The 13,404-nt window shown below is 70.3% G+C and carries 10 protein-coding genes; 8 read left to right on the forward strand and 2 right to left on the reverse strand.

All coding sequences use genetic code 11. The features are described from left to right. Positions 1-71: 71 nt before the first annotated feature. From ITJ57_RS11720 to ITJ57_RS11750, 7 genes are all read left to right on the forward strand, one after another. A complete protein-coding gene (locus ITJ57_RS11720) occupies positions 72-836 on the forward strand; it encodes a DUF1684 domain-containing protein (protein ID WP_194670138.1) in 765 nt (254 codons plus the stop codon). Between the two features lie 90 nt (positions 837-926). Then, positions 927-2,420 carry an ABC transporter substrate-binding protein gene (locus ITJ57_RS11725; protein WP_194670139.1) on the forward strand — a complete coding sequence of 498 codons (1,494 nt, stop codon included), beginning with the start codon at positions 927-929 and terminating at the stop codon, positions 2,418-2,420. 61 nt (positions 2,421-2,481) lie between these two features. Further along, positions 2,482-3,450, forward strand: a complete 969-nt coding sequence (locus ITJ57_RS11730) for an ABC transporter permease (protein WP_194670140.1) — start codon at positions 2,482-2,484, stop codon at positions 3,448-3,450. After that, positions 3,447-4,316, forward strand: a complete 870-nt coding sequence (locus tag ITJ57_RS11735; RefSeq protein ID WP_194670141.1) for an ABC transporter permease — start codon at positions 3,447-3,449, stop codon at positions 4,314-4,316. Before ITJ57_RS11730 ends, ITJ57_RS11735 begins: the two co-directional genes overlap by 4 nt. Further along, entirely contained in the window at positions 4,313-5,134 is an 822-nt protein-coding gene (locus ITJ57_RS11740) for an ABC transporter ATP-binding protein (protein WP_194670142.1), read from the forward strand. Before ITJ57_RS11735 ends, ITJ57_RS11740 begins: the two co-directional genes overlap by 4 nt. After that, positions 5,131-5,919, forward strand: coding sequence for an ABC transporter ATP-binding protein (locus tag ITJ57_RS11745; RefSeq protein ID WP_194670143.1), 789 nt, complete (start codon positions 5,131-5,133; stop codon positions 5,917-5,919). Before ITJ57_RS11740 ends, ITJ57_RS11745 begins: the two co-directional genes overlap by 4 nt. A 115-nt stretch (positions 5,920-6,034) precedes the next feature. After that, positions 6,035-7,537: an MFS transporter gene (locus ITJ57_RS11750; protein WP_370582343.1), complete on the forward strand. Its 1,503-nt coding sequence runs from the start codon at positions 6,035-6,037 to the stop codon at positions 7,535-7,537. Positions 7,538-7,543: 6 nt separating this feature from the next. Here ITJ57_RS11750 and ITJ57_RS11755 read toward each other — a convergent pair whose 3' ends face one another. Beyond that, complete coding sequence (locus ITJ57_RS11755; RefSeq protein ID WP_194670145.1) at positions 7,544-9,727, reverse strand: ATP-dependent DNA helicase RecQ; 2,184 nt, start codon at positions 9,725-9,727, stop codon at positions 7,544-7,546. 130 nt (positions 9,728-9,857) lie between these two features. After that, entirely contained in the window at positions 9,858-10,829 is a 972-nt protein-coding gene (locus tag ITJ57_RS11760; RefSeq protein WP_194670146.1) for a Ku protein, read from the reverse strand. Positions 10,830-10,941: 112 nt separating this feature from the next. Here ITJ57_RS11760 and ITJ57_RS11765 point away from each other — a divergent pair, with 112 nt between their 5' ends. After that, positions 10,942-13,386 carry an ATP-dependent DNA ligase gene (locus tag ITJ57_RS11765; RefSeq protein ID WP_194670147.1) on the forward strand — a complete coding sequence of 815 codons (2,445 nt, stop codon included), beginning with the start codon at positions 10,942-10,944 and terminating at the stop codon, positions 13,384-13,386. Positions 13,387-13,404: the final 18 nt, after the last annotated feature.

Consider the following 13,404-nt stretch of genomic DNA (forward strand, 5'->3'; position numbering starts at 1 on the left):
CACCCGAACCGTGCTGGACTCCGAAGGACACACGATTGGGACCCGCCCGTCGTCATCCGGAGAATCGAGACATGCCGATCGACACCGCACCACATCACGACGCGACCGCCGAGCACGACGCCTGGCGGAAGGACCGTCGCGCCGCCGTGACGGCACCGCTCGGCAACCTCGCCCTCGTGGAGACCCGCTGGCTCCCCGAGGAGACCCCGGCCACCCTCGACGAAGCTGCGGCGGCCATCGCGGCCGAACAGCCGGACGGGGTCACCGTGACGACCCTCCGCCGCACCCACCTCGAAACGGGCGCGGACGAGGTCGGCATCCGCAGGTGGGACGCCGCAGCCCCGGCCATCGAGGCATTCATCGACGTCCCGGTCTTCCCGTACGACCCCTCCTGGGTGCAGACGGCCCACTTCACGCCCGTCGACGGTTCACGGACCGTCCCCTTCGAGCACATCCGCGACAACGGCGGCTCGCGCGAGCTGGTCGTCCCGGGTGACATCACGTTCACGAGGGACGGGACGACGTACACGATGAGCGCCTTCGACGACGGCGGAACCCTCCTCCTCGTGTTCGGCGACGCGACGAACGGCCTCGACGGAGAGACCGGCACCTACGGCGCAGGCCGGTTCCTGTTCGTCGAGCGGACCGACGACGGCGGGTTCGGCACCGAGGGCGAGGTCGTCCTCGACTTCAACCGAGCCTTCGTGCCCCCGTGCGGCTTCTCGGTGCAGTACAACTGTCCGATGCCGCCGGCGCAGAACCGGTTCGCCGAGGAGGTCCGCGCCGGGGAACGCCTCGTCCGGTTCCGCGACGGCTTCGACCTCTACGCCGTCTGACCGACGGCACGACGCCCCACCCCACCAGCTGCACCTCCCACCCCACCAGCTGCACCTCCCGCATCACCACCCCACACCACAGGAGTATCCGTGAAGAGAACCATCGGGCTCGTCGCCCTGTCCGTCGCCACCGCCGTCGCACTGGCGGGCTGCGCCGGCGGCAGCAGCAGCTCCGCGACGGGTGCCGACGCGACCATCGCCGTCGGCTCCCTCTACGAGCCGCAGAACCTCAGCAACACCGGCGGCGGCGGTCAGGGCGTCACCGAAGCGCTCACCGGCAACGTGTACGAGGGGCTCTACCGCCTGACGGACGACGGCGACGTCGAACCCGTGCTCGCCGCGGACAGCACTGTGAGCGACGACGGCCTCACCTACACCTTCACCCTCCAGGACGGCGTCACCTTCCACTCCGGCGACCCGCTCACCTCGGCCGACGTCAAGTCGAGCATCGAAGCCGTGACCGCCGAGGACTCGCAGTCGGCCCGGAAGAGCAGCTTCGCCGTGGTCTCCGACATCGCCACCCCCGACGACCGCACCGTGGTCGTGACCCTCTCCGAGCGCTCCATCTCCTTCCTGTACAACCTGAGCTACGTCTGGATCGTGAACGACGCCGCGAAGGATCTGAAGACCTCCGAGGACGGCACCGGCCCGTACACGCTCGGCGAGTGGAAGCGCGGCAGCACCCTGAGCCTCGAGCGTTGGGACGACTACTGGGGGGATCCCGCCAAGAACGCCGAAGTCGTCTTCACCTACTTCACCGACGCGACCGCACTGAGCAACGCCCTCGTGACGAAGCAGATCGACATCATCACGAGCGTGCAGAGCCCCGACCAGCTGACGCAGTTCACCGACAACGCCGACTACACGGTGTCCGACGGCGACTCCACCACCAAGGAGCTCCTGGCGTTCAACGACCGCGTCGCGCCGTTCGATCAGGCCCTCGTCCGGAAGGCCGTGTACTCCGCGATCGACACGAAGAAACTCCTGTCGTCGATCTGGGGTGACTACGGCACGCTCATCGGGTCCATGGTCCCGCCGACGGACCCGTGGTACGAGGACCTCACGCAGGTGAACCCCTACGACCCCGAGCTCGCCAAGCAGCAGCTCGCCGAGGCCGGTCTGGCCGACGGCTTCACGTTCACGCTCGACACGCCGAGCTACGACCCGCACCCGGCCGTCGCGGAGTTCCTGCAGAGCGAACTCGCGAAGGTCGGCGTCACCGTGGAGATCAACACGATCAGCGCGGACGAGTGGTACTCGACGGTGTTCAAGGAGCGCGACTTCCAGGCGACGCTCCAGGAGCACGTCAACGACCGCGACGTCGTCTGGTACGGCAACCCCGACTTCTACTGGGGCTACGACAACCCGCAGGTGACGCAGTGGGTCTCCGAGGCGGAGCAGGCGACCACGACGGACGAGCAGACGGCGAAGCTGAAGCTCGTCAACGAGCAGATCGCCGAGGACGCAGCAAGCGTCTGGCTGTACCTCTACCCCCAGATCGTCGTCGCCGCGAGTGACGTGTCGGGATATGGCGTGAACGGCCTGAACTCGCAGTTCTTCGTGGCGGACATCGTCCGGAAGTAGTCGTCGCCGAGGCCGACCGGGACCGCCCGGTCGGCCCGGCCTCGCTACGCTGAGGTCCACCATGCTCCCCTACCTGTTGCGTCGATCCGCGTTCCTGGTGGTGTCGTTCCTCGTCGCCATGACCGTGTTGTTCGTGCTGCTCCGGTTGCTGCCGGGGGACCCTTCGAACGCCCTGCTCTCGGTGAACGCCACGCAGGAGCAGATCGAGGCGGCACGCGCACAGGTGGGAGCCGATCGACCGGTCGGCGAGCAGTTCCTGGCCTGGTTCGGTGGTGTCCTCACCTTCGACCTCGGTTCGTCCTTCGTGAGCAGTCTCCCCGTCGGCCCCGAGATCGCCTCGCGCCTGCAGGTCACCGTCCCGCTGACACTCCTCGCCTTCCTCCTCGCCGTCGTGCTCGCCGGCCTGGCGGGCGTCATCGCCGCACTCCGAGCCGATCGGTGGTACGGCATCGCCCTGTCGGGGTTGTCCCAGTTCGGCATCGCCGTGCCGGTGTTCTGGGTCGGCATCCTGCTCGTCAGCGTGTTCGCGGTCACGCTCCGCCTGTTCCCGTCCGGCGGGTTCCCGCGCGACGACTGGGCAGACCCGGCGGCGGCGCTCACGAGTCTGGCGCTCCCGGTCATCACCATCGCCATCGTCATGAGTGCGTCCATCACCAGGTACGTCCGCTCCGCCACGCTCGACGTGCTCGGGAGCGACTTCCTGCGTTCCGCCCGGGCGCAGGGTGCCGGACTCGGCGAGGCGCTCCTCCGGCACGGCGTCCGCAATGCGGCCGTCCCCGTCGTCGCGATCCTCGGGATCGAACTCGCGACCACGTTCCTCGGCGCCGTCGTGGTCGAGAGCGTCTTCAGCCTGCCGGGGCTCGGGTCGATGCTCCTCACGGCGATCCAGCAGCACGACTACCCGAACATCCAGGGCATCCTCCTCGTCTCCACCCTCGTCGTCCTCGTGACCGGGTTCCTGGCCGACATCGCCCAGCGCCTCATCGACCCGCGCCTGCGCACCTCCATCGCCGGGAGCGGGCTGCGATGAGCGCCATCGACGCCCGAACGGCCATCCCCACCCCCGAGCGGGGCGGGAGACGCCGCGGACGCTCCGTGACCCTCACGGTCGGGCTGGTCCTCGTCGGCGTCATCGTCGCGCTGGCGCTCGTCTCCCTCTTCTGGACGCCCTTCGCGCCGACGGATACGGCAGGCGGCCGTCTCGAAGGACCCAGCGGTACGCACTGGCTCGGCACGGACAAGCTGGGTCGAGACCTCTTCACCCAACTCATGATCGGTGCCCGCATCGCGCTCGTCACGGGGGCGGGGGCCGTCGCGGTCGGCGCGGTCATCGGGATCGCCGTCGGTCTCGCCGCGGCGTTCGCGGCCGCCTGGGTGGACGACACGATCTCCGCCGCCCTCGACGTCGTGATCGCCTTCCCCGTCCTGCTGTTGGCCATGCTGATCGTCGCCGCCCAGGGCGCTTCACTCGGCACCGCCATCGTCGCGATCGGGCTCGCCATGTCGGCCATCGTCGCCAGGCTGACCAGGATCCTCACGAAACGCGTCCTCGGCGAGCAGTACGTCGTCGCCGCGCGCACCGCCGGGACGAGCTGGCCCGGCATCATCGGCCAGCACGTGCTGCCGAACATCTGGCCGACGCTGAGCGTCAACCTCGCCCTGCAGTTCGGCATCGCCGTCCTCGCGGAGGCGAGCCTGTCCTACCTCGGCCTCGGAGCCCCACCGCCGAACGCGTCCTGGGGACGACTGCTCCAAGAGGCACAGGCCACGGTCACGACGGCACCGATCGGCGCGGTCGCGCCCGGTGTCGCGGTGGTCATGCTCGTCGTCGGTGTGAACTTCATCGCGGACGGTCTGCGCGATCTCGGCGATCCGACGAGGAGGCGCAGCGCATGACGGCCCTGCTCGACATCACCGGTCTGAGCATCACCCGTGGTACGCGACGCGGAGCATCGGACGCCACCGAGCGACCACTGGTCGACGGCCTCGACCTCATGATCGCCGCCGGCGACCGACTCGGTCTCATCGGCGGCTCCGGGTCCGGCAAGTCGCTCACCTCCCTCGCCGCGATCGGGTTGCTCGACGACCAGCTCACCGCGAGCGGCAGCATCGAACTGGCGGGCACGCAGGTCGTCGGTGCCACGGACCGTACCCTGCGTCCCCTCCGCGGCCGGGTGGCCGGACTCGTCTTCCAGGAGCCGCTGACCGCCCTGGACCCGCTCATGCGCGTCGGCGCTCAGCTGGCCGAACCACTCCGCCGTCACCTCGGGCTCCGGCGTGACCAGCTCCGGGACGCCGTGGATGCGGCGCTCACCGAGGTGTCGCTCACCGACACGGCCCGCATCGCCGCGTCGTACCCGCACGAGTTGTCCGGTGGCCAGCGACAGCGGGTCGCCATCGCCATCGCCCTCGCAGGACGACCGCAGCTCCTGATCGCCGACGAGCCGACCACCGCGCTCGACGTGACCGTGCAGGCCGAGGTGCTCTCGCTCCTCGACCGGCTTGTCCGCGAACGCGGTATGGCACTGTTGTTCATCAGTCACGATCTCGCCGTGGTGTCGACCATGGTCGACGAGGTGATCGTGCTGAGCTCGGGCCGAGCCGTCGAGCGCGGCCCGGTCGCGCAGGTGCTGACGGACCCGCAGCACGAGGACACGCGACGTCTCGTCGCCAGCGCCCGCGCGATCGACGACGCGCTGGAGGACCCGCGATGATCGACGGACCCACCTCGGATGCCGCTACGCCGATCCTGGAACTCGACGCGGTCGGCTTCCGGTACCGCGGCGGTCAAGACGCGCTCGACGACGTCTCGCTGTCCGTCGGCACCGGTGAGGCGGTCGGCGTCGTCGGCCAGTCCGGCGCCGGGAAGAGCACCCTCCTCCGGCTCCTGCTCGGCCTCGACCGCCCGACCACCGGGTCCGTCCGATTCGACGGCAGCACCCTCGATCCGCGGGACAAGGCCCGCGTCCGGACCTTCCGGGCGTCGGTGCAGGCGGTCTTCCAGGATCCGTACTCCTCCCTCGACCCACGCCAGCGCGTCGGGCGCATCGTGGCGGAGCCACTCCGCTCCCTGCGGCTGGCTTCGGTGGAACAGGCCGCGACCCGGGCCGCCGACGCGCTCGAAGCCGTCGGTCTTCCTCCCGAGGCCGCGTCCCGCTACCCGCACGAGTTCTCCGGTGGCCAACGTCAACGGATCGCCATCGCCCGCGCGATCGTCCCGAACCCCCGACTCCTCCTGGCCGACGAGCCGGTGAGCGCCCTGGACATGAGCACCCGGATCCAGATCATCGAGTTGCTCGCCGAGTTGCGCGCTTCGAACGGTCTCGCACTCGTCATGGTGTCGCACGACCTCGGCACGGTCGCGGCCCTGTGCGAGCGCACCCTCGTCCTCCGCGATGGGCGCGTCGTCGAGGCCGGCACCACCGCTCAGGTCCTCCACCAGCCGGCCGAGGCGTACACCCGGCAGCTCGTGGCGGCGATCCCCCGGCTGCCCCGCTGAGCCGCGGTCGACCCCGGAGGACGATCGGTTCCGGGAGACGGGAATGCCAGGCCGCGCACGGGCGTTCGACTCCGAGTGGCTCCGGCCGCATCCACTCTCCACAGGAACAGGACCCGTGACGCAGGATTCAGCGCAGCCCGACGACCATGACGACGGACCGGAGACGCAGGAGCGACCGTGGCTGAGCGACGAGGAGCGCGCTGCACTCCGCAAGCCGCTCCCCGAGCGGGCGGTCGTGGCCAGTCTGGCGTTCACCGGTCTCGTCGCGGCGTTCATGATGACGCTCGTCACCCCGCTCGTGCCCTCCCTCCCGACGATCCTCGGTGTGCACGCCTCGGACAGCATGTGGGTCGTGACGGCCACGCTGCTCTCCGCTGCGGTGGCGACGCCGATCTCCGGTCGTCTCGGTGACCTCTATGGGAAGCGCCGGATGGTCCTGATCCTGCTCGGGATCATGATGGCCGGCTCGGTGCTGGCCGCGTTCTCGTCCACGATCGTGCCCCTGATCGTCGCTCGCGCCCTGCAGGGCATGGCGATGGGCGTGATCCCGCTCGGCATCAGCATCCTGCGCGACGTCCTCCACGCGAAGCGGCTCGGTCCGGCGGTCGCCCTCGTGAGCGCAACGCTCGGCATCGGTGGAGCCGTCGGCCTGCCGATCTCCGCCGTCATCTCACAGTTCCTGGATTGGCATGTGCTCTTCTGGGTGGCCGGTGCGCTCGGACTCGTCGGATTCCTGCTCGTGGCTCGCTTCGTCCCCGTGAGCACGCTGCGGAGTGAGGGCGGTTTCGACTGGATCGGGGCGATCGGACTCGCCGCCGGACTCGTGCCGATCCTCCTCGCCGTCTCGAAGGGCAACGAGTGGGGCTGGACGAGCGTGGGGACGCTCGCGTGCCTGATCGGCGGGGTCGTCGTCCTGCTCCTCTGGGGTTGGTTCGAGGTGCGTTCCTCGAGCCCGCTCGTGGATCTGCGGATCGCCGCACGCCGGACGGTGCTCTTCACGAACCTCGCGTCGATCACCGTCGGTTTCGCCTTCTTCGGCAGCACCGTGGTCCTCCCCGGCATCCTCGAAGCACCGGTGGGCACGGGGGTCGGGCTCGGGCAGGACATGCTCATCGCGAGCCTCTGCCTCATGCCCAGCGGTCTGATCATGTGGGCGATGTCGCCGGTCGCCGCCCGGTTGACGGCCGCGAAGGGTGCGCGGCTGAGCCTGCTCATCGGCATCGCGATCATCGCGATCGGGTACGCGGTCGCAATCGGGCTCATGACGGAGGTCTGGCACACGGTCCTCACGGCGACCGCGGTCGGTTTCGGGGTGGGCTTCGCGTACGCGGCGATGCCGACGCTCATCATGGGAGCCGTCCCGCCGAGCGAGACGGCGGCGTCCAACGGGCTCAACTCGGTGATGCGGACCCTGGGCTCCACGATCGCCAGCGCGGTGATCGGCGCCATCCTGGCGTCGCAGGTGGTCGCGGACGGGGCCGTCACGACACCGAGTGCCGACGCGTTCCGGCTGAGCTTCGCGATCTGCGCGGCGGCCGCCGTGGTCGGCCTCGTCTGCACCCTCCTGCTGCCGAAGCACCTCGCGAAGGACACGCGGTCGAGCCTCCACGAGGGGTGACGGGGCTCAGCCCACGATGCCGAGGGCGAACGGGAGGACCGGGCCGGAGCCCGCGAGCCGGAGCGCTCGTCCGGCGACGGTGAGCGTCCACCGGCTGTCCGCCCGGTCGTCGACGAGCAGCACCGGCGCACCCTCGAGCGTCGCCAGCTGTGCACGGAGTTCGGCACCGACGCTGAACGCGTCCCAGACCCCGGCGAGGCGATAGGCGCTGTTCCCGCCGGGCCCACCGCGAGGCCCGTCGCCGACGAGGTCCAGTTCACCGAGGTACGGAAGTCGTCCGAGCGAGGCGATACCCCGGGCGACCGAGTCGACGAGCTGCGGCCTCGACCGCGAGGGCACGCTCACGACCGCGGCCGGTCGCTTCGCCCACGGCCAGTCGGCGAGCACCCGGACGCTCGCGTCGATGACCGCGCGGGACGCCGGCGCGTCCGTCGCGCCGGCGGCGAAGAGTTCACGGAGCACACCGCCCCAGCCGAGATCGGTCAAGCGCGCGAGCGCTCGTCCCGGTTCCAGACGATCCTCGAGCGAGATGCGACCGCTGACCGGTGCTCCGTCGGTGGTGACGCCGAGCTTGCCTGCGCCCGTGGGCCACTGCGCCCGAGGTTCGAGCTCGACACCGACCCGCCCGAGCGCCTCGGATGCCGAGGCGGCCGCCGCGCTGTCGAGCTCGGTGGGGAACCAGGCACCCGCGCAGCGATCGCACCGTCCGCAGGGTTCGGCGGTCGCGTCGTCGAGCTCGCGTTGCAACACGAGCATCCGGCACTCCTCGCCCCGCTCGTAGGCGAGCATCGCCTGCTGCTCGGCGACACGAGCCTCGGCGATCCGGCGATAGCGTTCGCGGTCGTAGACCCACGGCTCCCCCGTGGACACCCATCCCCCGGCGACCCGCTGCACGGCGCCGTCGACGTCGAGCACCTTGAGCAGGAGTTCCAGCGGGGTCCGGCGCAGGTTGACGAGTGCTTCGAGTGCCGGTGTCGACCGCGGTCGGTCGTCGAGCGCGTCGAGGACGGCCGTGGCCCGAGCCTCGTCCGGCATCGACGCCGTCGCGAAGTACTGCCAGATCTCCTCGTCCTCCGCGCCGGGCAGGAGCAGGACGTCGGCGTGCTCGGTCGCGCGCCCGGCACGCCCGACCTGCTGGTAGTACGCGACCGGCGACGACGGCGCGCCCAGGTGCACGACGAACCCGAGGTCGGGCTTGTCGAAGCCCATCCCGAGCGCGCTCGTCGCCACGAGGGCCTTCAGCCGGTTCTCCTTGAGCAGCCGCTCGGACTCCTCGCGTTCGTCGGGGTCGGTCCGGCCGGTGTAGGCCCGCACCTCGTGACCGGCCTCGCGCAGCAGCCGCGCGGTGTCCTCCGCGGCTGAGACGGTGAGGGTGTAGATGATGCCGGACCCCGTGAGTCCGTCCAGGTGGCTGAGCAGCCAGGTGAGGCGGTCTCTGGACTCCGGGAGCCGGAGCACCCCGAGCCGGAGGGATGCCCGCGCGAGGGAACCGCGGATGGTGAGGACCTCGGCCGCCGTGGAGCCGGAAGCGGCTGGCGCGGTGAGCTGCTCGGCGATGTCGCGGACGACGCGGGCGTTGGCCGTCGCGGTCGTCGCCAGGACCGGGACCTCCACCGGCAGACGACCGATCAACTCGGCCAGCCGCCGGTAGTCGGGGCGGAAGTCGTGGCCCCAGTCGGAGATGCAGTGGGCCTCGTCGACCACCAGCATGCCGGTCCGGGCGACGAGCGTCGGAAGCTGCTCATCGCGGAAGCGCGGATTGTTGAGGCGCTCGGGCGACACGAGCAGCACATCGACCTCGTCGGCGTCGAGCTGCGCGCGGACGTCGTCCCATTCGTGCGCATTCGCCGAGTTGATGGCGACCGCCCGCACACCGGCGCGCGCCGCTGCAGCCACCTGGTCGCGCATGAGGGCGAGCAACGGGGAGACGAGCAGGGTGGGCCCGGCGCCGCGCCGACGGAGCAGTGCCGTCGCGATGAAGTACACGGCCGACTTGCCCCAACCGGTGCGCTGCACCACGAGGGTGCGACGGTGCTCGTCGACGAGGGCCAGGATCGCCTCGAGCTGGCCATCGTGGAACCGGGCCCCCGGAACGCCCGTCAGTGCGGCGAGCGCCGCCGTCGCTTCGGCGACGGACCCGGTGGTGGCGGCTTCGTGGTGGGTGGGGGCTGGCGCGCTGACGTCGGACATGGGGCAAGTCTGTCAGGAGCCGCCGACGGCGGGTCGCTGTGGTGGAGATGGTGGGTGGGCCGGCCGGTGCGGGGTCGCTGTGGAGGAGGGTTCCCCGGAGGTCGCGTGGGTCCGACCGGCGGGAAGTGGATCAGGCGCTCTTCTTGCGTTTGGCCGGGGCCGACGACGGTTCGTCCTTCGACGATCCGGCCTTCGTCGTGCTGCGCTTCGAGGCGCTGCGCTTCGGGGTCGCACTCTTCGACGGCGTGGTCTTCGACGAGGCGGCTTTCGAGGAGCTACTCGCCCCGGTGGCGGCTTTCGGGTCCTTCCCGCCGCGCTGCCGGTCGATGCTGCGCTGCAGCACCTCCATGAGGTCGATCGGCTCGGCACCCTTGTCGTCGTCGGACTCGGGCTGCTCGCCGAAGGTGGCGGCGGTGTCGAGGGCATCGCCCTGCTCGAGTTTCGCCTCGATGAGCTTCCGGAGCTGTGCCTGGTATTCGTCGACGAACGCGTCGGGGCGGAATCGGGACGAGAAGGACTCGACGAGCGCCTCGGACATCTCGAGTTCCTTGGCGGAGATCCGGACGCGTTCCTCGAGGGCCGGGAACCGCACCTCTCGGACCTCGTCCTCCCAGAGCAGGGTCTGCAGGAGGATGACGTCCTCGCGCACCCTGAGGGCACCGAGCCGAGTCTTCTGGCGGAGGGCGAACCGCACGATCGCCGTGCGGTCGGTCTCCTCGAGCGTCCGGCGGAGCAGGACGTAGGCCTTTGAGGAGGAGGAGTCCGGTTCCAGGAAGTAACTGCGGTCGAACATGATCGGGTCGAGGTCGTCGCTCGGCACGAACTCGACGACCTCGATCTCGCGGCTGCGTTCCTCGGGGAGCGACGCGAGGTCGTCGGCGGTGAGGACCACCGTCTGCTCCCCGTCCTGGAAGGCCTTGTCGATGTGGTCGTAGCTGACGACCTTGCCGCAGACCTCGCATTTGCGTTGGTACCGGATACGCCCGCCGTCGGCGTCGTGCACCTGGTGCAGCGAGAGGTCGTGGTCCTCCGTCGCGCTGTACACCTTCACCGGGACGTTGACGAGACCGAACGTGACGGCGCCCTTCCAGATCGCGCGCATGATCTCTCCTGTCCGTTCGGTGGGCCGGCCCACGCCGTCGATCGCACCAGTAGACACCCGGACCGACGTCAAGGGCTAGCCCTTGACGGGCTCGGGCGGCAGGCTGAAGGCCATGGTGAGGACGAGCTCCGGCGGCGCGCGGGCGCAGTGGGTGACCGTCGACGGTCGGCGCATCCAGCTCACCCATCTCGACAAGGTCCTCTACCCCTCGACCGGCACGACGAAAGCGGAGGTCCTCGCGTACTACGCGGCCGTCGCACCGCACCTGTTGCCGCACGTCGCCGACCGGCCGGTGACCCGGAAACGCTGGGTGCACGGTGTCGGGACGGCCGAAGCGCCGGAGTCCGGCTTCTTCCAGAAGGACCTGGGCGCGTCGGCTCCGGACTGGGTGCAGCGTCTCCCCATCGAGCACAGTGATCACACGAACGAGTACCCGGTCGTCGACGACCTCGCGACGCTCACCTGGCTGGCACAGCTCGGCGCGCTCGAACTGCACGTGCCGCAATGGCGGTTCGACCGGTCCGGCGAGCGCCGTCCGCCAGACCGGCTCGTGCTCGACCTCGACCCCGGCGAGGGGGTGTCGCTCGCCGAGTGCGCCGGGGTCGCTCGGATGGCACGCGCGGTGTTGGTCGACATGGGGCTTGAACCGGTCCCGGTGACGAGTGGCAGTAAGGGTATCCACCTCTATGCGGCGTTGGACGGTCGGCAGCGTTCGGACGAGGTGTCGCTCGTGGCGCATGAACTCGCTCGGGCGCTCGCGGCGGACGAGCCGACGCTCGTGGTGAGCGAGATGGCGAAGGATCGGCGGAGAGGCAAGGTGTTCGTCGACTGGAGTCAGAACAACGGGTCGAAGACGACGATCGCCCCGTTCTCCTTGCGGGGTCGGTTACGTCCGACGGTCGCGGCGCCGCGGTCGTGGGACGAGCTCGACGATCCCGAACTCTCCCAGTTGGAGTTCCCGGCAGTGCTCGAACGGTTGGCCGACGACGTCGATCCGCTTGCGGTGCTCGGCGATCCCCGTCCGTCGATCACGATCAGGCCGTCGGAGCACGAGGATCGACTCTCGGAGTACCGGCGGAAACGCGATGCCTCTCGGACCCCTGAGCCGGTTCCGGAGGCGTCCCCGCCGCCGTCGGCTGCGGGGACGCCACCGTCGTTCGTCATCCAGCGGCATGAGGCGCGGAAGCTGCATCACGACTTCCGGCTCGAACATGACGGCGTGCTCGTGTCCTGGGCGTTGCCGAAGGGTGTCCCGACGGATCCGAGCAGCAACCGTCTGGCCGTCCGCACCGAGGACCATCCCCTGGAGTACGGGAGCTTCGAGGGCACGATCCCGGCTGGTGAGTACGGGGCGGGCGAGGTGACCATCTGGGACGCGGGCACCTACGAGCTGGAGAAGTGGCGGGACGACGAGGTCATCGCGACCCTGCACGGCCGGCCGGGTGGCCCGTTGGAGCGCCCGGCACGGTTCGCGCTCATCCGGACCGCCGGTGGCTCTGGGCGGGACGCGCCCTCCTGGCTCATCCACCGGATGCGCGCTCCAGGAGACCCGCCGGCCCCGCCGGTGGCGCGTTCCCGCGAGGTACCCGCCCCGATGCTCGCGAGCCCGGCCGCTGCCGGAGAGGTCGTCGACGACGGGTCGTGGGCGTTCGAGATGAAGTGGGACGGGATCCGTGCGATCGCGAGCATCGACGGCGCGACCGGGCGGGTGCGGTTGTCGAGCCGCAACGGCAAAGATCTGACTGCGGCCTACCCAGAGGTGGTGGAGGAGCTCGGGGTGTCGTTCGGGGAGCGCAACGTCGTCCTCGACGGTGAGATCGTCGCGTCCGGGCCCGACGGCCGTCCCGACTTCTCGCTGTTGCAGCGCCGCATGCAGTTGACCTCGGACCGCGACGTCGATCGGGAGCGTCGGCTGACGCCGGTCCGGCTGTTGCTCTTCGACCTCCTCGCCCTCGACGATGAGGACCGGACGGGACTCCCCTACCGTGAGCGGCGCGAACTCCTCGAGGAGACCGTCACACCAGGGGTGGTCGTGCAGGTTCCGCCCCGCATCGACGGTTCCCTCGACGATGCTCTCGAGGTGAGTCGGGCGCTGCGTCTCGAGGGGGTGGTCGCGAAGGAACTCGACGGTCGTTACCGGCCGGGTCGACGCAGCAGCACGTGGATGAAGTTCAAGCACGAGCGGGCGGAGGAGGTCGTCGTCGCGGGGTGGCGACCGGGACGTGGTGGGCGCGCAGGTGGGATCGGATCGCTCCTGCTCGGCGTGCCCGGGCCCGACGGCCGCTTGCACTACGCCGGGCGGGTCGGCAGCGGGTTCACCGACCGGGAGCTCGCCGCGACCGCCGTGCGGTTCGAACGGTTGGCGCGCTCGTCGACGTCGCTGATCGGCGTGCCGCCGGCCGATGCAGCTGACGCCAACTGGCTGGATCCCGTCCTCATCGGTGAGGTGCGGTTCAGCGAATGGACCCCCGACGGCCGGCTCAGGCACCCGGTCTGGCGCGGTTGGCGCCCTGACCGCACCGTGGACGATATCGAGGTGCCGGACCGGGACCGGTGACCGGGACGACGGGCCTTC

The sequence above is a fragment of the Plantibacter sp. VKM Ac-2880 genome (assembly GCF_015351235.1).
Classification (GTDB): Bacteria; Actinomycetota; Actinomycetes; order Actinomycetales; family Microbacteriaceae; genus Plantibacter.

Bases quoted from the DNA above. Each gene is read 5' to 3' on its own strand.
- ITJ57_RS11765 (WP_194670147.1), top strand. From the start codon at position 10,942: ATGGTGAGGACGAGCTCCGGCGGCGCGCGGGCGCAGTGGGTGACCGTC.
- ITJ57_RS11730 (WP_194670140.1), top strand. From the start codon at position 2,482: ATGCTCCCCTACCTGTTGCGTCGATCCGCGTTCCTGGTGGTGTCGTTC.
- ITJ57_RS11735 (WP_194670141.1), top strand. From the start codon at position 3,447: ATGAGCGCCATCGACGCCCGAACGGCCATCCCCACCCCCGAGCGGGGC.
- ITJ57_RS11760 (WP_194670146.1), bottom strand. From the start codon at position 10,829: ATGCGCGCGATCTGGAAGGGCGCCGTCACGTTCGGTCTCGTCAACGTC.
- ITJ57_RS11740 (WP_194670142.1), top strand. From the start codon at position 4,313: ATGACGGCCCTGCTCGACATCACCGGTCTGAGCATCACCCGTGGTACG.
- ITJ57_RS11755 (WP_194670145.1), bottom strand. From the start codon at position 9,727: ATGTCCGACGTCAGCGCGCCAGCCCCCACCCACCACGAAGCCGCCACC.
- ITJ57_RS11745 (WP_194670143.1), top strand. From the start codon at position 5,131: ATGATCGACGGACCCACCTCGGATGCCGCTACGCCGATCCTGGAACTC.
- ITJ57_RS11720 (WP_194670138.1), top strand. From the start codon at position 72: ATGCCGATCGACACCGCACCACATCACGACGCGACCGCCGAGCACGAC.